Origin of the sequence: Nocardioides sp. ChNu-99, assembly GCF_029493445.1 — a bacterium.
GTDB lineage: Bacteria > Actinomycetota > Actinomycetes > Propionibacteriales > Nocardioidaceae > Nocardioides.
Genome location: NZ_JAHWBL010000002.1, coordinates 88,081 through 111,609, shown reverse-complemented (window position 1 = coordinate 111,609; position 23,529 = coordinate 88,081). Strand labels below are relative to the sequence as shown.

Sequence of the window (23,529 nt, the reverse complement as noted above, 5' to 3'; positions counted from 1 at the left end):
TCACCGGTCGGCCGCGGGCCGGTCCGGACCGGTGTGGCCGATCGCCGTCAGCCCGAGGGTGAGCAGCAGCCGCTGGCGCGGGTCGTGCAGGTCGCGGCCCGTCAGCTGCTCGATCTGCTTGAGCCGGTAGATCACCGTGTTGCGGTGGCAGTAGAGCTGCTCCGCGGCCCGGCTGGGCGAGACGTTGCAGTCGAGCAGCACGGCGAGGGTGTCGAGCAGCACCCGCGCCTGGTGCGGTGACTGGGCGAGCAGGGGCGCCACCGACCGCTCGACGAGCAGCGCCGTGACCTCGGGGCTGCCCGCGAGCAGCACCTCGGGGAGGCGGTCGTCGACGAGGACGACCGCCGTCGCCCCCCGCGGCACGGTCTGCGCGGCCCGGGCCGCGAGCTGGTACGCCGTGGCGAACCCGCCGATGCCCTCGGGGCTCGACGCCACGCCGACGCGCCCGGTGGCCGCGGGGCGGAGGATCTCCACGAGCTGGGCCGTGCCGAGACCGCCCATGGGCACGAGCCCGAAGACCTGCCCGCCCCGGACGTGCCAGTGCGAGGTCCGTCCCGACCGCTCCAGGCGGTCGTCGGGCGCGGTCAGGGGCTCGTCGAGGGGCCCGTCGAAGGGGGCGACGACGCAGGCGATCGGCTCGTCCGCCGCGATGCCGAGGGCCGCGGCCGACTCGGTGGCGAAGGCGTGGTCCGCGCCGCGCCCGTCGACGAGGCCGTCGAGGTAGCCCTGCTGGCGCTGGAGGTCGCGGCGCTCCATCCGGGCGCTCTCGCGGCGGTAGGCGTCGATGAGCACGGCGTTCTGGATGTCGAGGTTGTGCCACAGCTGCTGGCCGGCGACGACGAGCACCTGGTCGTCGATGTCGGGGTGCCCGGAGCCGGCCAGGTCGAGCATCGCCTCCCACAGCAGGCGGGCGCCCAGCGTGTACGAGTTGAGCACCAGCTCGAGCTGCACCCGCTGCCGGGCGCGGCGCCGGCCCGTCTCCCGCCACACGTCCGTGGTGCGCGTGCCCGAGCTCTTGCGGCCGGCGAGCGCCACGAGGCCCGAGCGGATGTGCTCGCGCGTGTTCTGGCGGACGTCGGCCCGCAGCCGCTCGTCGGCCTTGGCGTACCAGTCCGGGTCGCGGGCGAAGATCGTGGCCGAGATGGTGTCGGCGATGGCGTCGGCCCGCGGCAGCAGGGCCGTCCACGCGCACTCGATGCGGCGCGCCGTCGCCTCGTCGTGCGTGGCCTGCCACCGGGGCACGGGTGGCAGGGCAGGGGTCGTCGCAGTCTGTGACACGAGTCACAGGCTCTCACGGATGCACAGTGCCACGGGTCTCCTCGCCCCTTCTCGGGGCGCCGCGCACAGCCCGCTTCGTGCACCTTGCCCATATCTCGTGGCCCGCGGCCCGGCGACAGTGATCTGCACCACGCCGTCCGACCCCAGGAGCCAGCCGCAGTGACGACCCCCAGCCCGTTGCCCAGCGCCGTCCCGGCCGCGCGCGGCGGCCCCGCCGCCGGTGCCCCCGCCGGCGGTGCCCCCGGCACTGCGGAGCTCTTCGCCCTGCGGGACGTGACGGTGACCTTCGGTGGCCTCACCGCGCTCGACGGCGTCGGGCTCTCCGTCGCGCCGGGCCAGGTGCTGGGGGTGATCGGACCCAACGGTGCCGGGAAGACCACGCTGTTCAACGTGGCCTGCGGCCTGGTGCGCCCCGACGGCGGCGCGCTCGCCTGGCAGGGCCGTGAGGTGCGCCGCCTGCGGCCCCACGACCTCGCCGGGATGGGCATCGGTCGCACCCTGCAGGGCCTGGGGCTCTTCGACCGGATGACGGTGCTCGACAACGTCGTGGTCGGGGCCGACCGCCACGCCCGGGCCGGCTTCCTGTCCGGGCTCCTCGCGCTGCCCCGCTCGAGCCGGGAGGAGCGCGCGCTGCGCGAGCGGGCGATGGCGGTGCTCGACGAGCTCGGGGTCGCCGCCCACGCCCACCGCTACCCGCCGAGCCTGCCCTACGCCGTGCGCAAGCAAGTCGCGCTCGCCCGCGCGCTCGTCGCCGAGCCGGAGCTGCTGCTCCTCGACGAGCCCGCCAGCGGGCTGTCGGACGAGGAGATGGCCGCCCTCGGTGACCGCATCCGCGCGCTGTCGGACCGCATGGCCGTGATGCTGGTCGAGCACCACATGGACCTGGTGATGAGCGTCTGCGACCAGGTCGTCGTGCTGGACTTCGGGCGCGTCATCGCCCGGGGCACGCCGGCCGAGGTGCGCGACGAGCCGGCCGTGCTGGCCGCCTACCTCGGCGCGGAGGACTGAGCCGTGCTGGAGGTGCGTGACCTCAGCGCGTCGTACGGCGCGGTCAAGGCCCTGGACGGGGTCAGCTTCGACGCGGCGGACGGGCAGATCACCGCCGTCCTCGGCGCCAACGGAGCAGGCAAGACGACCCTCCTGCGCACGCTGTCGGGACTCGTGCGCCCGACGGCCGGCAGCGCCCGGCTCGGCTCGACCGACCTGCTCCGCACCCCGGTGGAGGAGATGACCCGCACCGGCCTGGCCCACGTGCCCGAGGGCCGCGGCGTCATCACCGAGCTGACCGTGGAGGAGAACCTGCGCCTCGGCGCGCTCGGCGCCCCCAGCGGGGGCGAGCGCCGTTTCGACGTCGACCGGGTCACCGAGCTCTTCCCGGTGCTCGGCCAGCGCCGCCACCAGGTCGCCGACACCCTCTCGGGCGGCGAGCGCCAGATGCTCGTCATCGGCCGCGCGCTGCTCGCCGAGCCGCGCATCCTGCTGCTCGACGAGCCGTCGCTCGGCCTGGCGCCGCGCGTCGTGGCCCAGATCTTCGCCCTCCTGCGCGACCTGGTCAGCAGCACCGGCCTGAGCGTGCTCCTCGTCGAGCAGAACGCGCGGAGCGCGCTGGGGATCGCCGACGTCGGCATCGTCCTCAACCTCGGGCGCCTCGTCGTGCAGCAGGCCGCGGACACCCTCGTCGACGACGACCAGCTGCGGCACGCCTACCTCGGGTTCTGACGCCCGACCACCAGCCCCACCCGTCCACCCGCCCCACCTCGCCACCGACAGGGGACCCCCGGTGCAACAGCTGCTCACCACGACCCTCACGGGTCTCGTGCTCGGCGCGGTCTACGCCGCGTTCGCGCTCGCGCTCGTCATGATCTGGCGCTCCACCCGGGTGGTGAACTTCGCCCAGGCGCCGATGGCGATGCTCACCACCTACATCGCCCTCGTCATCATCGAGGCGGGCCACTCGTTCTGGCTCGGCTTCGTGGCCGCCCTGCTGGCGGGCCTGGTGCTCGGCGCCGTGGTGGAGCGCGTGCTGGTGCGACCGGTCGAGGGGAAGGGCGACCTCAACGCGGTCATCCTCACCCTCGGCCTCTTCATCGTCCTGCACTCCGTGGCGGCCCTCGTCTTCGGCTCGCGCTACCGCTCCTTCCCCGCACCCTTCGGCGTGCGCGGCATCGAGGTGGGCGGCACGACCGTGGCGCTGACCGGGTTCGGGATCTTCACCATCCTCGCCGTCGTGGTCGTCATGGGCCTGCTCGTGCTGCTCTTCCGCTTCACCGACGTCGGCCTGCGGATGCGCGCCTCGGCGCACAGCCCCGAGGTGGCCCGCCTGCTGGGCGTGCGGGTCGGACGCATGCTCACCCTCGGGTGGGCGCTCGCCGCGGTGGTCGGCTCGCTGGCCGGCCTCCTCATCGCCGGTGGCGGTCTCGTCCACCCCGGCTACATGGACGCGGTCGTGGTGTACGGCTTCGTCGCCGCGGTCCTCGGCGGCCTCGACAGCCCCGGCGGCGCCGTCGCCGGCGGCGTGCTGCTGGGTCTGTGCCTGAGCTTCGTCAGCGGCTACCTGGGCTCCGAGCTCGTGGCGATGGCCGCCCTGCTGATCCTCGTCGCCGTCCTCCTGGTGAAGCCCTCGGGGCTCTTCGCCACGACCGCCCACCGGAGGGTCTGAGCCGTGCCCGCCCTGCGACCTCGCCTCGGCTCCTCGCCGCTGCTGCGCCACCTGCTCGTCGCCCTCGTCGGCGGCGCCGTGGCCCTCGCCGTGCTGACCGCCGTCGACGACTTCCGCGCCGGCCAGCTGGCCGCCATGGCCTACCTCGGCATCGCCGCGGCCGGCCTCACCGTGCTCACCGGCCTCAACGGCCAGCTGTCGCTGGGGCACGGCGCCTTCATGGCCATCGGCGCCTACACCGCCGCCCTCTTCCTCGGCGACGTCGAGCCCGCCGCGCCGCTCGCCGTCGTGCTGCTCGCCGCCACCGCGGTCGCCAGCCTGGTGGGCCTCGTGGTCGGCCTGGCGGCGGCGCGGCTCCACGGCCCGTACCTCGCCGGGGCCACCCTGGCGCTCGCGGTCGCCGTACCGGGTCTCGCCATCTACTTCGGGGACACGCTGGGCGGGGAGCAGGGCCTGTCCGTGCGGGTGCCGGAGCCGCCGGCCTGGTTCGCCGACCTGCTGTTCTTCCTCACCGCCGTCGACCCGTCCCGCGGGCGGTTCGTCGCCTACCTGTCGTGGTTCGTGCTCATCGTCGTGCTCGTGCTGCTGGCGAACCTGTCGCAGAGCCGCGTCGGGCGCACCTGGCGGGCCGTGCGCGACCACGAGGTCGCCGCCGAGCTCGCCGGCATCTCCCTGACCCGCGCCCGCGTCGTCGCCTTCGTCGTCAGCGCCGCGACCGCCGGCCTGGCCGGCGCCCTCATGGCGATGGTCGTGCGCCTCACCGCCCCCAGCGGCTTCACCCTCACGCTGTCGCTGACGCTGCTCACGGCCGTCGTGCTCGGCGGGCTCGGCAGCCTCGCCGGCGCCCTCATCGGCGCGGCGCTGCTCACGTTCCTGCCCCAGGTCGTCACCGGCATCGGCAGCGACCTCGGCCTCGACGACGTGCAGTCCGCCGAGCTGGCCCCGCTCGTGTACGGCGTCGTGATGATCCTCGTCATCCTCCTGGCCCCCGCCGGGCTCGTCGGCACCCTGCAGGGCTGGCGGCTGCGCCGGCGCGCGGCCGCCGGCCCCGCGGCGCCCGCCGTACCGGCGACGACCCGCACCTCCGACCCGACCCGCCCCTCCGACCCGACCCACCCGACCCACCCGACCGACAAGGCAGGACGAGCATGAGCCCCAGCACCCCCCGCACCACCGCCGACCGTTGGCGCCGCCGCACCGCGGCGGCGACGGCGACCGTCCTGACCTGCGCGCTCGCCACGGCCTGCGGCGCCGGCCAGGACCGCGACGACGCCGAGTCCCCGGCCGACCGCGTCGGCGTCACCGACGACACCATCAAGGTGGGCGGCCACTTCCCGCTGACCGGCGTCGCGGCGCCCGGCTACAGCGAGATCCCGAGCGGCCACCAGGCGTTCTACGACTTCGTCAACGCCGAGGGCGGCGTGGGCGGTCGCGAGATCGAGTTCGTGGCCAAGGACGACGCCTACAACCCGACGAACACGACGCAGGTGACGAACGAGCTCGTGCTCTCCGACGAGATCTTCGGCATGGTCGGCGGGCTGGGCACGCCCACGCACGGCGCGGCGATCGACTTCCTCAACGACGAGGGCGTGCCGGACCTGTTCGTGTCCTCGGGCTCGCGGCAGTGGGGCGAGACGCCGGAGGAGTACCCGATGACCTTCGGCTGGCAGCCCGACTACGTGATCGAGGGCAAGGTCATGGGCCAGTGGATCGCGGAGAACATGCCGGACGCGCGGGTCGGCCTGCTGCTGCAGGACGACGACCTGGGCGCCGACGGCGAGGCGGGCGTGCGGGAGTTCATCGACGACCAGATCGTCGAGGTCGTCTCCTACACGCCGAGCAACACCGACATCGCGCCCCAGCTGGCGCAGCTGCAGGCCGCGGACGTCGACCTGGTCATCGGGTTCAGCGTGCCGTCGTTCACGGCGCTGTCGCAGCTGGTCGCGCTGCGCCTCGGGTTCGACCCGCAGTGGATGTACACCAACGTGGGCTCCGACCCCTCGCTCGTCGGCTCGCTGCTCGCCACGTTCTCCGAGGGTGCCGTCGCCGACGGCGCCAGCCTGCTCGACGGGGTCATCACGACCGAGTACATCCCGGGCGTCGACGCCCCCGAGGACCCGTGGGTCCAGCTGTGGCAGCGGGTCTGGGACGAGTACGGCGAGGAGGGCGAGCCGCTCACCAACTACCGCATCTACGGCATGTCGCAGGCCTACACCCTCGTCCAGGCCCTGCAGGCCGCTGGCGACGACCTGACCCGTGAGGGCGTCGTCGCGGCGATCGAGGAGGCCGGCGGCGACTTCGAGGGCCCGGGCCTGGCGCCCTTCCGCTACTCGGCCGACAGCCACCTGGGCCTGTCCGGCATGCGCGTCGTGCAGCTCGAGGGCGGTGTCGGCCAGCCGCTGACGCCGGTGCTGACCAGCGACCTCGGCGACGCGGAGGTCACCGAGGACGAGTCCGCGGCGGGCGACGCCCCGCCGGAGAGCGGCATCCCCGACGTGGAGCCGGTGGGCTGAGATGACCTCCACCCTGTCCCTGGCCGCGGTGCTCGCCGAGCCCGCCCGGCGCCGGCCCCGCCACGTCGCCGTGGTCGAGGGCGAGCGCCGCACGACGTACGAGGAGCTCTGGCGCGACGCCCGGACCTTCGCGGGGGCGCTCTACGCCCGTGGCGTCGCGCCCGGGGACAGGGTGGCCCTCCTGGCGCCCAACGTGACCGAGTTCGTGGTCGCCTACTACGGCATCCTCGCCGCGGGCGCCGTCGTCGTGCCGGTGCCGACCCTCCTGCAGGCGGAGGAGGCGACCCACCTGGTGCGGCACTCGGGGGCCCGCCTCCTCGTGCACCACGAGGCGCTCACCGGCGTGGCGCGGGCGGCGGCCGCGGCGGCGGGCGTGCCGGCGCACCCGCTGTCGGGGTTCGCCGACGGGGCGCGGGCGCTCCCGACCTACGCCACCCGCGCGCCCGACGACACGGCCGTCGTCTTCTACACGAGCGGTACGACGGGGCGGCCCAAGGGCGCCGTCCTCACGCACCTCAACCTCGTGCTCAACGCGACCGTCAACGCGTTCGACGCGAACCCGGTGCGCTCCGACGACGTCGTCATGGGCTCCCTGCCGCTCTTCCACACGTTCGGCCAGTCGGTCTCGCTCAACACCACGTTCCGCGTGGGGGCGACCCTCGTGCTGCAGCCGCGCTTCGACCCGGCCGAGGCGCTCGCGACGATGGTGCGGCACCGGGCCACCCTGTTCTTCGGGGTGCCGACGATGTTCATCCAGCTGCTCGCGGCCGCGCGGGACGCCCCCGAGCTGCCCCGGCTGCGGGACTGCGTCTCCGGCGGCGCCTCGCTGCCCGTGGCCGTGCTCGAGCAGTTCGAGGCCACCTTCGCCACGTCGATCTACGAGGGCTACGGCCTCTCGGAGACCTCACCGTCGGCCACGGTGAACCAGCGCGCGTTCGGGGCGCGGCCCGGCACCGTGGGCCACGCGATCTGGGGCGTCGACGTCGAGGTCGCCGACGTGGAGACGACGGAGCGCATCGTGCTGCTGCCGCCGGGGGAGCGGGGCGAGGTCGTCGTCCGCGGCCACAACGTGTTCGCCGGCTACCTCGACGACCCGGCCGCGACCGCGGGCGCCGTCGTGGACGGCTGGTTCCGCACCGGCGACGTGGGGGTCAAGGACGCGGAGGGCTTCGTCTCCATCGTCGACCGCACGAAGGACCTCGTCATCCGCAGCGGGTTCAACGTGTACCCCCGCGAGGTCGAGGAGGTGCTGGCCCGCCACGACGGGGTCGCGCAGGTCGCCGTCGTCGGTGTGCCCGACGAGCAGGTGGGCGAGGAGGTCGTCGCTGTCGTGGTGCCGACCGCTCCCGGGGCGGTCGACGCCGACGCGCTCGTGGAGTGGGCACGGGAGCGGCTGGGGCGCCACAAGTACCCGCGCCGCGTCGTGCTCGTCGACGACCTGCCGCTGGGCCCGACCCACAAGGTGCTCAAGCGGGAGGTGCGCCGACGGCTCGCCGAGCGGGCGGCCGCGCGCTAGGCCGAGGACCGGGGGAGGCGTCAGAGGGGGCGGACCAGCAGTGCGGTGCCCTCCCCGGCCACGCGGGTCATGACGAGGGTCGCCTCGGCGTCGCCCCGCAGCGCCAGCCGCTTGCGCAGCTGCTCGGGCACGACGTCGACGCCGCGCTTCTTGATGGTGAGGCGGCCGACGCCCCGCTCGCGCAGGGCGGCGCGCAGCGCCTTCTCGCGGTAGGGGATCTCCTCGAGCACCTCGTACGCCGTGGCGAACGGCGAGCGCACCGCCTCGTCGGTGGTGACGTAGGCGATCCGCTCGTCGAGGAGCCCGCCCCCGACGACGCCCGCCACCGCCGTCACGAGCCCCGCCCGGATGACGGCGCCGTCGGGCTCGTGGAGGTAGCGGCCGACCGCCCGCACCGGGCGGGGAGCCCCGGCGTACGGGTCGTCCTCCTCCGTCATGCTCGCCAGGCCCCCGTCGCGCAGCACCGTGGCGCGTCGGCGCGAGACGGCCAGGTGCGGCGACCAGAGCACGGCCTCCTTCACCTCGCCCCGGTCGCTCACCCACTCCGCCTCGACGTCGTCCGGCACGAGGTCGTGGGGCAGCCCCGGCGCCAGCTTCGCGACCGTCGGCCGCGTCGTCAGGAGGCGCGTGGTGAACGCCCACGACGGCGTCCACCCCTCGGCGTCGAAGACCCGGCCGCGCCCGTCGCGCCGGGCCGGGTCGAGGAGCGCGACCCCGAAGCCGTCGAGCGGCAGGCTCGTGACGTCGGCGACGGTGGTCGCCCCGTCGAGGCCGAGGGCGTCGAGGTTGGCCGCGGCGACCGCGACGCGCACCGGGTCCAGGTCGACGCCCGCCGCCACGAGACCCGCCCGGGCCAGCGCGGTGAGGTCGCCGCCGATGCCGCAGCCCAGGTCGACCACCGACGGCACCTGCGCGGCGGCCAGCCGCGCGGCCCGGTGGTCGCCCACCCGGCGGCGCGTGGCCTGCTCGAGCCCGTCGGGGGTGAAGAACATCCGCAGCGCGTCCTCGCCGAACTTCGCCACGCCCCGCACCCGCAGGCCCACCTGCGTCAGGGCGGCCGCGGAGCGCTCCGGGTCGGGCTCGGTACGGCGGACCGCGGCCGCCGCACGCACCGGGTCGCCGTCGGCGTCGGCCCAGGCCCGCCCCGCCACCTCCAGCAGCGTGCGGCCGTCGGGCGTCAGCAGCCAGGAGAACGTCGCGAGGTCCACGACCAGCCATCCTCCCAGGCGCCGTTTCGCGGGCCGGGTGACGGGGCACACCCCCGGCCGGTCGCGGCACGGCGCTGCGGGCGGGGGAGCAGGACCGAGAGGCCGGTGCGGGGTGCGGGACGTGGTGCGGGACGGGGCGCGGACGACGGGTGCGGCGCTGGTGCTCGCCGCGGTACTCGCCGGGTGCGGCGCGGACGAGGGCGTGGGGCGGGTGCAGCCCGTCGAGCCCGCGTGGGTCGACGGCGTCAGCAGCGAGGTGCGGGTCCCGAACGGCACCCTGGAGGTGCGGATGACGTCGGTGCTCGACGAGCCGCTGCAGGACACCGACGGCGACGGCTCGTTCGTCGCGGTCAGCTGGCGGCTGCGCGGCCCGGACGAGGTCTCCCTGACCGGGCCGCCGCCCCCGCTCGAGCTCGTGCTGCGCGCCGACGGCGAGGAGAGCGTGGTGCTCGCGGCCGACTCCCTCGAGCCGGACGGCACGGGCCGGTTCCCCGACCTGGTCGAGGGTGGTGCGGCGGTCGTCGGCGTCCCGGGCGACCTCGACGTGGCGGGCGTGCGGCTCGACGTCACCGCCGACGGCGTGACCCAGGTGCTCGACCCCTGGACGGGCCGGGTCGAGGCGGGTGACGCGGCGCTGCTGTACGACGACGCCCCGGCCGCGTGGTTCCCGCAGCCCTGCCCGGACCTCGACGTGCTGCCCCCGGCGACGCTCGGCGACGGCGCGCTGCTCTGCACCCTCGGCACCGTGCGCACGACGCCGTGGACCGCCGAGACCGGCTGGGCGGACCCGGGGGAGACGTGGTGGCTCGTGGGGCTGAGCACCCACATGGTCGCCACCGACGCCGGCCCGGTCGACGGGTCCGCGGAGCGGGCCTGGGTCGTCGGCCGCATCACGGCCTCCGAGGTGGAGCTGGCCGGGGAGGCGCCGCTCGCCGTCCGGCCGGGCTACCAGGACACCACGGACCAGTTCGCCGGCACCGACCTCACCGGCGCCACCTACGTCTTCGCCGACCCCGGCACGCGTCCGCGGTCCGCCGACGAGGTCGCGGTGCGCCTGCGCCAGACCTACGACGTCGGGTCGGTGGGCGAGCTCGCGGCGCCGCCGGACCTGCGCGTCGACGTCGAGGTGCCGGTGGGACCCGCCGTCGCGCCGCCGGCGGAGGACCGGTCGTGAGCGCCCTGCGGGGCCGGCGCGCAGTGCTGGTGGGCGTGGCGCTCGTGGTCCTGGTCGCCGCCGTCCTGGTGGTCGTGCTCGTGCGCACGACCGGCGAGGGCCCCACACCGGCCCGGGTCGGCGCGGTGGTCGACCCGACGTCGTACGCGGAGGACGAGGTGCCCACCGCGACCGACCAGGTCGCGGTGCAGCTGCCCGGCGGGGCGGCGGTGCTGCGGATCGGGGACACGGTCGCGCGGCTGCCCGACGCCACCGGCACCGAGCAGCCCGGCGTCCCGGCGCCCGAGGACGGGACGTGGCTGCCGGTGAGCTGGCAGTGGACGGAGTGGACGCAGCGACCGGCGCTGGGCGTCTACCAGGGCGCGCCGGTGACCGTCACCCCCGACACGGCGCCGTCCCCCACGCTCACCCTGCTCGTCGACGGCGAGCGGCACCCGCTCCGGGTGGGGGAGCCGGCCGTGCCCCGGTCACAGCCCGACGGCGCGTGGTTCCACGTCGCCGTGCCCGCGGACCGGACGGTGGACCTGGGACTGGCCGTCGGCTGGGACGGCGAGGAGCAGGTCGTCGAGGTCGCGCGGGGACGCCTGGAGCTGAGCGACCCGGGCCGCTTCGCGGCGTACGACGACTACGACCGCTCCGACGAGCGGACCGCGCCGGTGGCCGTGCTGCCGGGCAGCACGGGCACCGACTTCGCGTTCCTGCTCCCCGGCACGCCCACCGACCCGCTCGACGGTGACCTGTCGGTCGTCGCGGCCTACCGGGAGCCGTACGTCACGGGGCTCGGGTGGGCGCCCGCGGGACGGACGTGGGCGGTGCTGCCGCTCGACCTGTACGTCGCGGGGGAGCTCGAGGACGGGTACCGGTCGGTGACGATCGGGAGCCGGTCGTGGAGCCTCTACGAGGCCCGCCCCGACATCCGGGTGGGCGTCGCGGGGGAGGAGCCCGTCGCGCCGGCGGCCTACCGGCCCCCGACGGAGCCCGTGGCGTCGGTGGGCGTCGTCGTGGTCGACGTCCCGCAGGACGCGACGACCGTGCGGCTCGACGTCGCGGCCCGCACGCCCGTGCGCGAGGTGCGCACCGGGGACCCCGCCGGCGTGCCCGACGCGTTCACCCTCACCTGGGCGGGCGACGTCCCGCTGACCTGACCCTGCTCCTGGCACTCACCGGAGTGGAGTGCTAACGTCGGCGCTGGCACTCTCCTGGTGAGTGTGCCAATCGTCGACGTAACGGCGCGACCCCCGCGACGGCGTGCCCGGACCGGCGACGACCAACGCCCTGACGGGAGGCACCCGCCTCCCGATCTTTCGGATCCGCACGGAAAGTGGAGGTCGACATCGTGTCGGTCAACATCAAGCCCCTCGAGGACCGCATCGTCGTCAAGCCGCTCGACGCCGAGCAGACCACGGCGTCCGGTCTCGTCATCCCCGACACCGCCAAGGAGAAGCCCCAGGAGGGCGAGGTCCTGGCGGTGGGCCCGGGTCGCTGGAACGAGGACGGCGACGAGCGCATCCCGCTCGACATCGCGGTCGGCGACAAGGTCATCTACAGCAAGTACGGCGGCACCGAGGTCAAGTACGCCGGCCAGGAGTACCTCATCCTCTCGGGCCGCGACGTCCTCGCCGTCGTCTCCTGAACTCCTAGGGCCGTGCGCCCCGTGAGCCGCTGAGCGCGCTCCGGGGCGCACGGCTCGACCTGTTCCACCCCCCAGTCTGAGGAGAGCCCATGCCCAAGATCCTGGAGTTCGACGAGAACGCTCGTCGCTCCCTCGAGCGCGGCGTCGACGCGCTCGCCAACGCCGTCAAGGTGACGCTCGGCCCGAAGGGCCGCTACGTCGTCCTCGACAAGAAGTGGGGCGCCCCCACGATCACGAACGACGGCGTGACCGTCGCCCGTGAGATCGAGCTCGACGACCCGTTCGAGAACCTGGGTGCGCAGCTCACCAAGGAGGTCGCGACCAAGACGAACGACGTCGCCGGTGACGGCACGACGACCGCGACCGTCCTCGCCCAGGCGATGGTGCACGAGGGCCTGCGCGCCGTGGCCGCCGGCACGAACCCGATGGGTCTCAAGCGCGGCATGGACCTGGCGGCCGCGGCCGTCGGCGACGCCCTGCGCTCCTCGGCCCGCGAGGTCGAGTCCAAGGAGGACATGGCCTCCGTCGCCACGATCTCCTCGCGCGACGCCCACATCGGCGAGCTGCTCGCCGAGGCCTTCGACAAGGTCGGCAAGGACGGCGTCATCACCGTCGAGGAGTCCAACACGCTCGGCACCGAGCTGGACTTCACGGAGGGCATGCAGTTCGACAAGGGCTACATCAGCCAGTACTTCGTGACCGACCCCGAGCGCATGGAGGCGGTCCTCGACGACCCGTACATCCTGCTGCACCAGGGGAAGATCTCGGCCGTCTCCGAGCTGCTCCCGCTGCTGGAGAAGGTCATCGCCGCCGGCAAGCCGCTCTTCATCCTCGCCGAGGACGTCGAGGGCGAGGCGCTCTCCACGCTGGTCGTCAACAAGATCCGCGGCACGTTCAACGCCGTCGCGGTCAAGAGCCCCGCGTTCGGCGACCGCCGCAAGGCGATGATGCAGGACATCGCGGTGCTGACCGGCGGCCAGGTCGTGGCCCCCGAGGTCGGGCTCAAGCTCGACCAGGTCGGCCTCGAGGTGCTCGGCCAGGCCCGCCGCGTCGTCGTGACGAAGGACAACACGACGATCGTCGACGGCGCCGGTGACTCCTCCGCCGTCGAGGGCCGGGTCAACCAGATCAAGGCCGAGATCGACAGCACCGACTCCGACTGGGACCGCGAGAAGCTGCAGGAGCGCCTGGCCAAGCTGGCCGGCGGCGTCTGCGTCATCAAGGTCGGCGCCGCCACCGAGGTGGAGCTGAAGGAGAAGAAGCACCGCATCGAGGACGCCGTCTCCGCGACGCGCGCCGCGATCGAGGAGGGCATCGTCGCCGGCGGTGGCTCGGCGATCATCCACGCCGTCTCCGCCCTCGACGGCGACCTCGGCCTCACCGGTGACGAGGCCGTCGGCGTGCGCATCGTGCGCAAGGCCGCCGACGAGCCGCTGCGCTGGATCGCCGAGAACGGTGGCGAGCAGGGCTACGTCGTGGTCTCCAAGGTCCGCGAGCTCGGCGTCGGCAACGGCTACAACGCCGCCACCGGCGAGTACGGCGACCTCGTCGCCCAGGGCGTCCTCGACCCGGTCAAGGTCACCCGCTCGGCGCTCGTCAACGCGACCTCGATCGCCGGCATGCTGCTGACGACCGAGACCCTCGTCGTCGACAAGCCCGAGGAAGAGGAGCCCGCCGCGGCCGGTCACGGCCACGGCCACGGGCACTGAGCCCCGGCTCCCTCCGCAGCACGCGCGGCCCTCGTCCCCTCCGGGGGGCGGGGGCCGTTGCACTGCCGCAACACGGCGGTGCCCGCCGCGCAACACGGGCCGGGCACGCTCGGGCCCATGCTGTGGAGGGTGCGCGCGACGCTGCCGGACCGACCGGGCGCGCTCGCCGCGCTCGCGCGGGAGTGCGGCGCGGCGGGGGTGAACATCCTCGGGGTCCAGGTCTTCCCGGGCACCGAGGGCGTGACGGACGAGCTGGTGGTCCGCACCCCCGACGGGTGGACGGAGGGGCACGTCGTACGGCTCCTGGAGACGGCCGGCGGCACGGGCGTGGTCGGCACCCCCTGCACCGAGGCGGCGCTGGTCGACCAGCCCACCCGCTACGTGCAGGCGGCGCGCGCCGTCATCGCCCGCCCGGCCCGCTTCCCCGAGGTGGTCGCGCGGCTCTTCGACGCCGAGGCCGACGTGCCCGGCGAGGCGGCCCCCGCCGGCGACCTGATGGAGCTGACGGTCGGCGACGTCGCGGTGCAGATCCGGCGGCGCGCGCCGTTCACCCCGACCGAGCACGCCCGCGGGGCGGCGATGGCCGACCTGGTCTCCGACGTCCTGGGCCGGGCGCCCACCGTGCTGGGCTCGGGCAGCCGCCGGCTCGGTGGGGGGACCACCCCGTCGTACGGCGTCGTGGGGCTCGCCGTGCGTGCGGAGGTGGACGGCGCGGTCGTGGGGTACGCCGAGATCCGCCCGCCGCGCGACGTGTCCGGTCTGCGCGAGGTCGACCTGGAGGTCGACCCGGCCTGGCAGCGACGCGGGATCGGCACGCGGCTGCTCGTCGACGTCGCCCGGCTGGCCGCGGCGGAGGGGGTCGAGGAGATCCTCGTCGCCACCCGCGCGGACAACCAGGCGGTGCTCCCGATGGTGCTGGCGGCCGGCCTGCGGGGCCGGATCCGGATGGCCGCGGACACCCTGACGGTGCGCATCCCGGTGCACCAGCTCAAGCCGCTCGCCCGCTGACCGGGGCGCGGGCGGCGGCGTCGCGCGGCGTACGATGCGGGGGTGGAGATCCCCGACAAGTTCGCCGCCCTCGGTCTCACGTACGACGACGTGCTCCTGCTGCCGGGGTACTCCGACCTCGCCCCGGCCGACATCGACACGACGTCGCGCCTGACGCGGGAGATCTCGCTGAAGGCGCCGCTCGTCTCGGCGGCGATGGACACGGTGACCGAGTCGCGGATGGCGATCGCGATGGCCCGCCAGGGCGGCATCGGCATCCTCCACCGCAACCTCTCGGTGACCGACCAGGCCTACCAGGTGGACCTGGTCAAGCGCACCCAGACGGGCATCATCTCCAACCCCGTCACGATCGGGCCCGACGCGACGCTGGAGGAGCTCGACCGCATCTGCGGGGAGTACCGCGTCTCCGGGCTCCCGGTCGTCGACGCCGACGACCGCCTGCTCGGCATCATCACCAACCGCGACCTGCGCTTCACACCGGTGGCGGAGTGGGCGACCACGAAGGTCGACGAGATGATGACGCCGATGCCGCTCATCACGGGTCCGGTCGGCATCAGCCGCGACGACGCCACGGCGCTGCTGCGCAAGCACAAGCGCGAGCGCCTGCCGCTGGTCGACGACGCCGGCCGTCTCGCCGGTCTCATCACGGTGAAGGACTTCGTGAAGTCCGAGCAGTTCCCCGACGCGTCGTACGACGCGGACGGCCGCCTGCTCGTCGGGGCGGCGATCGGCTACTTCGGCGACGCCTGGGAGCGCGCCACGACCCTGATCGAGGCCGGCGTCGACGTGCTCGTCGCCGACACCGCCCACGGCCACGTGCGGATGCTGCTGGAGATGGTGCAGCGCCTCAAGGCCGACCCCGCGACCCGCCACGTGCAGGTGATCGGCGGCAACGTCGCGACCCGCGAGGGCGCCCAGGCGTTCGTCGACGCCGGGGCCGACGCGGTCAAGGTCGGCTTCGGCCCCGGCTCGATCTGCACGACCCGCGTCGTCACCGGCGCCGGCGTCCCGCAGATCACCGCCGTCCACGAGGCCTCGCTGGCCTGCGGCCCGACGGGCGTGCCCGTCATCGCCGACGGCGGCCTGCAGCAGTCCGGCGACATCGCGAAGGCGATCGTCGCGGGGGCGGAGAGCGTGATGATCGGCTCGCTGCTCGCCGGCTGCGAGGAGTCGCCGGGCGAGCTCGTGTTCGTCAACGGCAAGCAGTACAAGGCGTACCGGGGGATGGGCTCGCTGGCCGCCATGAGCAGCCGCGGCAAGAAGTCCTACTCCAAGGACCGCTACTTCCAGGCCGAGGTCGCCAGCGACGACAAGATCGTGCCCGAGGGCGTCGAGGGCCAGGTCGCCTACCGCGGCCCGCTCGCGGCGGTCGCGCACCAGCTCATCGGCGGCCTGAGCCAGTCGATGTTCTACATCGGTGCCCGCACCGTGCCGGAGCTGCAGCAGAAGGGCCGCTTCGTGCGCATCACGTCGGCCTCGCTCAAGGAGAGCCACCCCCACGACATCCAGATGGTCGCCGAGGCGCCGAACTACAACGCCCGCTGAGGGCGCGGGGGTCCCGGCAACTAGGCTGGGGCCCGTGACCGAGATCGAGATCGGCCGCGCCAAGCGCGCTCGCCGGGCCTACGCCTTCGACGACATCGCCATCGTGCCGTCCCGCCGCACGCGCGACCCGGAGGAGGTCAGCGTCGCCTGGCAGATCGACGCCTACCGCTTCGAGATCCCGGTCGTCGCCGCCCCGATGGACTCGGTGATGAGCCCCGAGACCGCGATCGCGCTCGGCCGCGCCGGCGGCCTGGGCGTGCTCGACCTCGAGGGCCTGTGGACGCGCTACGACGACCCCACCCCGCTGCTCGAGGAGGTCGCGGGCCTGCAGGGCACGGCGGCGACCGCCCGGCTGCAGGAGATCTACGCCGAGCCGGTGCGGGCCGAGCTCATCACCGCGCGGCTCAACCAGATGCGCGACGCCGGCGTCACCGTCGCCGGCTCCCTCTCGCCGCAGCGCACCAAGGAGTTCGCCGCCACCGTCGTCGACGCGGGCGTCGACATGTTCGTCATCCGCGGCACCACGGTGAGCGCCGAGCACGTCTCCAGCCAGGCGGAGCCGCTCAACCTCAAGGAGTTCATCTACGAGCTCGACGTGCCCGTCATCGTGGGCGGCTGCGCGACCTACCAGGCGGCGCTGCACCTCATGCGCACCGGCGCGGCGGGCGTGCTCGTGGGCTTCGGCGGCGGGGCGGCGCACACGACGCGTTCCGTGCTCGGTCTCGCGGTGCCGATGGCGTCGGCGCTCGCCGACGTCGCCGCGGCCCGCCGCGACTACCTCGACGAGTCGGGCGGGCGCTACGTGCACGTCATCGCCGACGGCTCGATCGGCACGTCGGGCGACCTGGCGAAGGCCATCGCCTGCGGCGCCGACGCCGTGATGGTCGGGTCGCCCTTCGCCCGGGCCTCCGACGCGCCCGGCCGCGGCTTCCACTGGGGCGCCGAGGCGTGGCACCCGCTGCTGCCCCGCGGCCAGCGCGTCGAGTTCCCGACGGTCGGCACGCTCGAGGAGGTCCTCTTCGGTCCCTCCCGCGTCGCCGACGGCACCATGAACCTCGTCGGTGCCCTGCGCCGCGCGATGGCCACGACGGGCTACACGGAGCTCAAGGAGTTCCAGCGGGTCGAGGTCGTCGTCCTGTGACGCTGCTGTGACACCGCTGCGGGTCGCCGCGGCGCAGGCCGCGGCGGTCCCGGGCGACCTCGCGGCCAACGTCGCGACGGCGGCGCGGCTGGTCCGCCGCGCCGGTGACGCGGGCGCCCGGGTGGTGGTGCTCCCCGAGGCCTTCCTCGTGGGGTACGACGCGCCCGTCCTCGCCGGCCCGCTGCCCACCCCGGCCGACGCGACGGGCCCGCTGCTGGACCCGGTCCGCGAGGCCTGCCGGGAGACCGGCACGACGGCGCTCGTCGGGGTCGCGCTCGACCGCGGGGCGACCCGCACCCTGTCGCTCCTGCTGGCGCGGCCCGACGGCGAGGTCGTCGCGGCGTACGACAAGCAGCACCTCGACGGCGACGAGAAGCAGGTCTTCACCACGGGCGACGCCGGCGCCTCCGTGCGGGTCGACGGCCACGAGCTCGGGCTGGCGGTCTGCTACGACGCCTGCTTCCCCGAGCACGCGCGGGCGGCGGCGACCGACGGCGCGCTGGGCTACCTCGTCTCCGCGGCGTGGTTCCGCGGCGGCGAGCACCGTCGCGACCTGCACCACGCGGCGCGGGCGGTCGAGAACGGCTCGTACGTCGTGATGGCCGGTCTGACGGGCCGCTGCGGCAGCTCCGAGTTCAGCGGCGGCTCGGCCGTCCACGACCCGGAGGGCCGCCCGCTCGCCCGGCTCGGCACGGAGGAGGGCGTGGCGGTCGCCGACCTCGACCCCGCGGTCGTGGCGAGCACCCGGGCCCGGCACACGATGCTCGCCGACCACCGCGCAGGCCTCGGCGGCCGACGGCGGGTCTGAGCCCTCTGTCACAGTGGGGGCCATGACTGCGACGCGTCCCGGAACGCTCGGTCCCGAGGCGCGCGACGCCGCCCTCGCCGCTCTCACCGCCTCCGGGGACGGCGCGACCGCCGGCGCCGGCGAGCTCGACGTGCTGGTGGTCGGCGGCGGTGTCGTCGGCGCCGGCACGGCCCTCGACGCCGTCACCCGCGGCCTTACGACGGCGCTGGTCGAGCAGCGCGACCTGGGCTCGGGCACCTCGAGCCGCTCCAGCAAGCTCGTGCACGGCGGGCTGCGCTACCTCGAGATGTTCGACTTCGGGCTGGTCCGCGAGGCGCTCGAGGAGCGGGGCCTGCTGCTCACCCGCCTCGCGCCCCACCTCGTGCGTCCCGTCCCGTTCCTCTACCCGCTGCGCCGCACCCACGAGCGGCCCTACGTGGGCGCGGGCCTCGTGCTGTACGACGCCATGGCCGCCCTCGGCTCCTCCGACATGGGGGTGCCGCGCCACCGCCACCTGTTCCGCCGGCAGGTCGCGCGCATCGCCCCGGACCTGCGCACCGAGGAGCTGACCGGCGCGATCCGCTACCACGACGCCCAGGTCGACGACGCCCGCCTCGTCACCACCCTGGCCCGCACCGCCGCCCGCCACGGTGCCCACGTCGCGACCCGCACCAAGGTGGTCGGGTTCCTGCGCGAGGGCGAGCGGGTCGTCGGCGTCCGTGCGGTCGACCTCGAGAGCGGCCGCGAGCTCGAGGTGCGCGCCCGCGTCGTGGTGAACGCCGCCGGGGTCTGGACCGACGAGATCCAGGAGATGGTCGGCGGGCGCGGCACGATGCACGTGCAGGCCTCGAAGGGCATCCACCTCGTCGTGCCCCGCGACCGCATCCGCTCCGAGGCCGGCTTCATCACGAAGACCGAGAAGTCCGTCCTCTTCGTCATCCCGTGGGGCCGGCACTGGATCATCGGCACCACCGACACCGCCTGGGACCTCGACAAGGCCCACCCGGCGGCCTCGCGCGCCGACATCGACTACGTGCTGGCGCACGTCAACACCCTGCTGCGCGAGCCGCTCGACCACGCCGACGTCGTCGGGGTGTACGCCGGCCTGCGCCCGCTGCTGCGCGGGGAGTCCGAGCCCACCTCGCGGATCTCGCGCGAGCACACGGTCGTCACCCCCGTGCCGGGCCTGGTGATGATCGCGGGCGGCAAGCTCACGACGTACCGGGTGATGGCGAGGGACGCCGTCGACGCGGCCACCCCCTCGCTGAGCGCGGCGGGCGGCGCCGTGCGGGCCTCGATCACCGACCGCGTACCCCTGCTGGGCGCGGAGGGCTTCGAGGCGCGCTCCAACCAGCGCGTGCTGCTCGCGCGCCGCTCGGGGCTGCACGTCGCGCGCATCGACCACCTCCTGGGCCGGTACGGCGGGCTCGTCGACGAGGTGCTCGACCTCGTGGCCGCGCGACCCGAGCTGGGCGAGCCCGTGCCCGGCGCCGACGACTACCTGTGCGCCGAGGTGGTGCACGCGGTGACCCACGAGGGTGCCCGCCACCTCGACGACGTGCTGGCCCGCCGTACCCGCATCTCGATCGAGACGCCCCACCGGGGTACCGAGTCGGCCCGGGCGGTCGCCGAGCTGGTGGCGGCCGAGCTGGGCTGGGACGCCGCGCGCGCCGACGAGGAGGTCGACCACTACCTGCGGCGCGTGGCCGCGGAGCGCCGCAGCCAGGAGATGCTGACCGACCAGGAGGCCGACGAGGCCCGCGTGAGCGTGACCGACCTCGTCTGAGGCATCCCGGCCCGCACCGGACGGAGCGGCGGGGGCTTGACAGATCGCCGGGGGTTGTCAACTCCGGCCAATTGTTACCACGAGGTAGAACGGGAGACCGCGCTCACATACTCTCGGTACATGAGCAACTCCACGCCGGCAGGCGGGCCCCTCGTCACGGGCCCCGGTGACCCCGAGCACGACCCCACCGCGGCCTACGCGCTCGAGCCGGAGCACGTCGCCTCCCTGACCGCCCGGCTCACCGCCGGCGGTGCGGACCCCGTGGTCACCCGCACCCCGCTCAGCGGCGCGCCGCTCGCGAACCTTCCGCAGTCCTCGCCCGCCGACGTGCGCGAGGCCTTCGTGCGCGCCCGCCGCGCTCAGGAGTCGTGGGCCCGCACGTCCCTGGCCCACCGCCAGGAGCTGCTGCTGCGCCTGCACGACATCGTGCTCGACCGCCAGGACGAGATCCTCGACCTGATCGTGTGGGAGTCGGGCAAGGCCCGCAAGCACGCGTTCGACGAGCCGCTGCACATCGCGCTGACGGCGCGCTACTACGGCCGCACGCTCAGCGACCACGTGCGCACGCGCCGCGTGCCGGGCGTCTTCCCCCTGCTGACGCGGGTCGAGGTCAACCGGGTGCCCAAGGGCGTCGTGGGTGTCATCTCGCCGTGGAACTACCCGTTCACGATGGCGCTGTGCGACGGCCTCGCCGCCATCGCGGCCGGCAACGCCGTGGTCGCCAAGCCCGACTCGCAGACGACGCTGAGCGCCCTGTTCGCGGCCCAGCTGCTCGACGAGGCCGGCTTCCCCGCCGACCTGTGGCAGGTCGTCGCAGGCCCCGGCTCCGTGGTGGGCTCCGCGATCATCGACCAGGCCGACTACGTGTGCTTCACCGGCTCGACGGCCACCGGCAAGCGCGTGGCCGCGCAGGCCGCGGAGCGCCTCATCGGCTGCTCGCTCGAGCTCGGCGGCAAGAACCCGATGATCGTGCTGCGTGACGCCGACGTGGAGAAGGCCGCCGAGGGCGCCGTGCGCGCCGCGTTCTCCAACGCGGGCCAGCTCTGCGTCTCCATCGAGCGGATGTTCGTCGCCGACCAGGTCTACGACCGGTTCGTCGAGCGCTTCGTGGCCCGCACCCAGGCGATGACGCTGGGGGCCACGCTCGACTGGGGCAACGACATGGGCTCGCTCATCAACCAGAGCCAGCTCGACACGGTGGTGGCCCACGTCGAGGACGCGGTGGCCCGCGGGGCGACCGTGCTCACCGGCGGCCGCGCCCGGCCCGACCTCGGCCCCTACGTCTACGAGCCCACCATCCTCGCGGACGTCACGCCCGAGATGTCCTGCTTCGGCCAGGAGACCTTCGGCCCGGTCGTCTCGCTCTACCGGTTCAACGACGAGTCCGAGGCCGTGGCCCGGGCCAACGACGGGGAGTACGGGCTGAACGGTGCCATCTTCAGCCGCGACGGCGACCGCGCCCGGGCGCTGGCCCGCCGGGTCAAGTGCGGCACGATCAACATCAACGAGGCCTTCGCGGCCACGTTCGCGTCGCTGCAGGCGCCGATGGGCGGCATGCGCGAGTCCGGCATGGGCCGTCGCCAGGGCGCCGAGGGCATCCTGCGCTACACCGAGACGCAGTCGGTCGCCACGCAGCGCGTCCTGCCCATCGCGCCGGTGCTCGGCCTGTCCGACGAGTCGTACGCCAAGCTCATGACGACCAGCCTGCGCCTGCTGCGGAAGACGGGGCGGGCATGAGCTTCGACTACGACGTCCTCATCGTCGGGTCGGGCTTCGGCGGCTCGGTCAGCGCCCTGCGCCTGACAGAGAAGGGCTACAAGGTCGCCGTGCTCGAGGCCGGCGCCCGCTTCGAGGACGACGACTTCCCGGAGACGTCGTTCGACATGAAGAAGTACCTGTTCCTGCCCGAGGCCGGCTGCTACGGCATCCAGCGCATCGACCTCATCAAGGACTGCATGATCCTCGCCGGCGCGGGGGTGGGTGGCGGGTCGCTGGTCTACGCCAACACGCTCTACGAGCCGCTCGACGCGTTCTACCGCGACCCGTCGTGGTCGCACATCACCGACTGGCGCTCCGAGCTGGCGCCCTACTACGACCAGGCCAAGCGCATGCTCGGCGTGGTCGAGAACCCGGTGCGCACCGCGAGCGACGACGTCATGCTCAAGGTGGCCGAGGAGATGGGCGCCGGCGACACCTACCACCCGACGCCGGTCGGGGTGTTCTTCGGCGGGCCGGAGCACGGCGGCGCGGAGCAGGGCGGGGTGCACGTCGACGACCCGTTCTTCGGGGGCGCGGGCCCGAGCCGCACGACGTGCCGCAACTGCGGGGAGTGCATGACCGGCTGCCGGCACAACGCGAAGAACACGCTCGTCAAGAACTACCTCTACCTCGCCGAGCGCAAGGGCGCGGTGGTGCACCCGCTGACCACGGTGACCCGCGTGCGGCCGCTGCCCGACGGCGGCTACCGCGTGGACGCGCGGTGGACGAAGGCGAAGCTGTCGCGCCGCACCGCCGTGCGCTCCTTCACCGCGGAGCAGGTCATCTTCTCCGCCGCCGCGCTGGGCACCCAGAAGCTCCTGCACCGGCTCAAGGTGAAGGGCGACCTGCCGAACGTGTCCGACCGCCTCGGCATGCTGACCCGCACGAACTCGGAGTCGATCCTCGGCGCCCTGGCGCCCGACCTGTCGACGGACTACAGCAAGGGCGTGGCCATCACCTCGTCCTGGCACCCCGACGAGCACACCCACATCGAGCCGGTCCGCTACGGCAAGGGCTCGAACGCGATGGCGCTGCTCCAGACCGTCCTCACCGACGGTGACGGCCCGGGTCCCCGCTGGCAGACGTGGCTCAAGGAGCTGTGGCTGCAGCGCCGCCACGTCCTCGACCTCTACGACATGAAGCACTGGTCGGAGCGCACGGTCATCGCGCTGGTCATGCAGACGCTCGACAACTCGATCACGACCTTCCCGCGGCGTACGCCGTTCGGCTGGCGGCTGTCCTCGAAGCAGGGCCACGGCGCGCCGAACCCGACGTGGATCCCGGTCGCGAACGAGGCGACGCGCAAGATGGCCAAGCAGGTCGACGGCACGCCGGGCGGCACCATCGGCGAGCCGTTCAACCGGCCGTTGACGGCCCACTTCATCGGCGGCTGCACCATCGGCGACTCCCCGGAGTCGGGCGTGGTCGACCCCTACCAGCGGATGTACGGGCACCCCGGCCTCCACGTGGTCGACGGCTCGGCGATCTCCGCCAACCTCGGCGTGAACCCCTCGCTCACGATCACCGCCCAGGCGGAGCGGGCGATGGCGTTCTGGCCCAACAAGGGCGAGGCCGACGCGCGGCCGCCGCTGGGCGCGTCGTACGAGCGCGTGGACCCGGTCGAGCCGCGCGAGCCGGCCGTGCCGCCCCACGCCCCGGCGGCGCTGCGGCTGCCGATCGTCGGGGTCAGCTGACCCCTCGCGACCGGCCCGGACGGGGCCGCGGAACGGGGTGTGACGGCGGTCGCAAGTTTGTCGTCACCTCCCGTAACCGGGGGTCCGAGGGCTCGTTGCACAGGATGGGTCCGGCACGTT

General features: G+C 74.3%; 19 protein-coding genes. 17 read left to right on the top strand and 2 right to left on the bottom strand.

Annotated features, from left to right (window positions below):
* Complete coding sequence (locus KK617_RS01485; protein WP_277497621.1) at positions 1 to 1,242, bottom strand: helix-turn-helix domain-containing protein; 1,242 nt, start codon at positions 1,240 to 1,242, stop codon at positions 1 to 3.
* A 195-nt stretch (positions 1,243 to 1,437) separates the two neighbouring features.
* Between KK617_RS01485 and KK617_RS01480 the strand changes: the two genes are divergently transcribed.
* From KK617_RS01480 to KK617_RS01455, 6 genes are all read left to right on the top strand, one after another.
* Positions 1,438 to 2,286, top strand: coding sequence for an ABC transporter ATP-binding protein (locus KK617_RS01480; protein WP_277497620.1), 849 nt, complete (start codon positions 1,438 to 1,440; stop codon positions 2,284 to 2,286).
* 3 nt (positions 2,287 to 2,289) lie between these two features.
* Positions 2,290 to 2,997, top strand: coding sequence for an ABC transporter ATP-binding protein (locus tag KK617_RS01475; RefSeq protein WP_277497619.1), 708 nt, complete (start codon positions 2,290 to 2,292; stop codon positions 2,995 to 2,997).
* Between the two features lie 61 nt (positions 2,998 to 3,058).
* Positions 3,059 to 3,937 carry a branched-chain amino acid ABC transporter permease gene (locus KK617_RS01470; protein ID WP_277497618.1) on the top strand — a complete coding sequence of 293 codons (879 nt, stop codon included), beginning with the start codon at positions 3,059 to 3,061 and terminating at the stop codon, positions 3,935 to 3,937.
* A gap of 3 nt (positions 3,938 to 3,940) precedes the next feature.
* Complete coding sequence (locus KK617_RS01465; protein ID WP_277497617.1) at positions 3,941 to 5,089, top strand: branched-chain amino acid ABC transporter permease; 1,149 nt, start codon at positions 3,941 to 3,943, stop codon at positions 5,087 to 5,089.
* Positions 5,086 to 6,450: an ABC transporter substrate-binding protein gene (locus KK617_RS01460; RefSeq protein WP_277497616.1), complete on the top strand. Its 1,365-nt coding sequence runs from the start codon at positions 5,086 to 5,088 to the stop codon at positions 6,448 to 6,450. The genes KK617_RS01465 and KK617_RS01460 overlap by 4 nt, the downstream gene beginning before the upstream one ends.
* 1 nt (position 6,451) lies before the next feature.
* Entirely contained in the window at positions 6,452 to 7,966 is a 1,515-nt protein-coding gene (locus KK617_RS01455; protein ID WP_277497615.1) for an AMP-binding protein, read from the top strand.
* 20 nt (positions 7,967 to 7,986) lie between these two features.
* On the opposite strand, the gene KK617_RS01450 is transcribed toward KK617_RS01455, so the two are convergent.
* Positions 7,987 to 9,174 (bottom strand): methyltransferase domain-containing protein, encoded by a 1,188-nt coding sequence (locus KK617_RS01450; RefSeq protein ID WP_277497614.1) that lies wholly within the window; start codon positions 9,172 to 9,174, stop codon positions 7,987 to 7,989.
* 112 nt (positions 9,175 to 9,286) lie between these two features.
* Here KK617_RS01450 and KK617_RS01445 point away from each other — a divergent pair, with 112 nt between their 5' ends.
* From KK617_RS01445 to KK617_RS01395, 11 genes are all read left to right on the top strand, one after another.
* Positions 9,287 to 10,348: a hypothetical protein gene (locus KK617_RS01445; protein WP_277497613.1), complete on the top strand. Its 1,062-nt coding sequence runs from the start codon at positions 9,287 to 9,289 to the stop codon at positions 10,346 to 10,348.
* The gene (locus KK617_RS01440) at positions 10,345 to 11,493 is read left to right on the top strand and encodes a hypothetical protein (RefSeq protein ID WP_277497612.1); all 1,149 of its coding nucleotides are present in this window, start codon (positions 10,345 to 10,347) and stop codon (positions 11,491 to 11,493) included. Before KK617_RS01445 ends, KK617_RS01440 begins: the two co-directional genes overlap by 4 nt.
* Positions 11,494 to 11,684: 191 nt before the next feature.
* Positions 11,685 to 11,981 carry a co-chaperone GroES gene (gene groES / locus KK617_RS01435; RefSeq protein ID WP_028472534.1) on the top strand — a complete coding sequence of 99 codons (297 nt, stop codon included), beginning with the start codon at positions 11,685 to 11,687 and terminating at the stop codon, positions 11,979 to 11,981.
* Between the two features lie 89 nt (positions 11,982 to 12,070).
* Positions 12,071 to 13,690, top strand: coding sequence for a chaperonin GroEL (groL, locus tag KK617_RS01430; RefSeq protein WP_277497611.1), 1,620 nt, complete (start codon positions 12,071 to 12,073; stop codon positions 13,688 to 13,690).
* Between the two features lie 117 nt (positions 13,691 to 13,807).
* The gene (locus tag KK617_RS01425; RefSeq protein WP_277497610.1) at positions 13,808 to 14,698 is read left to right on the top strand and encodes a GNAT family N-acetyltransferase; all 891 of its coding nucleotides are present in this window, start codon (positions 13,808 to 13,810) and stop codon (positions 14,696 to 14,698) included.
* Positions 14,699 to 14,740: 42 nt separating this feature from the next.
* On the top strand, positions 14,741 to 16,243 hold the full coding sequence (gene guaB, locus KK617_RS01420) for an IMP dehydrogenase (protein ID WP_277497609.1): 1,503 nt from the start codon (positions 14,741 to 14,743) through the stop codon (positions 16,241 to 16,243).
* Between the two features lie 34 nt (positions 16,244 to 16,277).
* Entirely contained in the window at positions 16,278 to 17,384 is a 1,107-nt protein-coding gene (locus tag KK617_RS01415; RefSeq protein ID WP_277497608.1) for a GuaB3 family IMP dehydrogenase-related protein, read from the top strand.
* Positions 17,385 to 17,391: 7 nt separating this feature from the next.
* Complete coding sequence (locus tag KK617_RS01410) at positions 17,392 to 18,192, top strand: carbon-nitrogen hydrolase family protein (RefSeq protein WP_277497607.1); 801 nt, start codon at positions 17,392 to 17,394, stop codon at positions 18,190 to 18,192.
* Positions 18,193 to 18,214: 22 nt separating this feature from the next.
* Positions 18,215 to 19,957 carry a glycerol-3-phosphate dehydrogenase/oxidase gene (locus KK617_RS01405; RefSeq protein WP_277497606.1) on the top strand — a complete coding sequence of 581 codons (1,743 nt, stop codon included), beginning with the start codon at positions 18,215 to 18,217 and terminating at the stop codon, positions 19,955 to 19,957.
* A gap of 120 nt (positions 19,958 to 20,077) precedes the next feature.
* On the top strand, positions 20,078 to 21,694 hold the full coding sequence (locus tag KK617_RS01400; RefSeq protein ID WP_277497605.1) for a succinic semialdehyde dehydrogenase: 1,617 nt from the start codon (positions 20,078 to 20,080) through the stop codon (positions 21,692 to 21,694).
* Positions 21,691 to 23,409, top strand: a complete 1,719-nt coding sequence (locus tag KK617_RS01395; RefSeq protein ID WP_277497604.1) for a GMC family oxidoreductase — start codon at positions 21,691 to 21,693, stop codon at positions 23,407 to 23,409. The genes KK617_RS01400 and KK617_RS01395 overlap by 4 nt, the downstream gene beginning before the upstream one ends.
* The last annotated feature ends 120 nt before the right edge of the window (positions 23,410 to 23,529 follow it).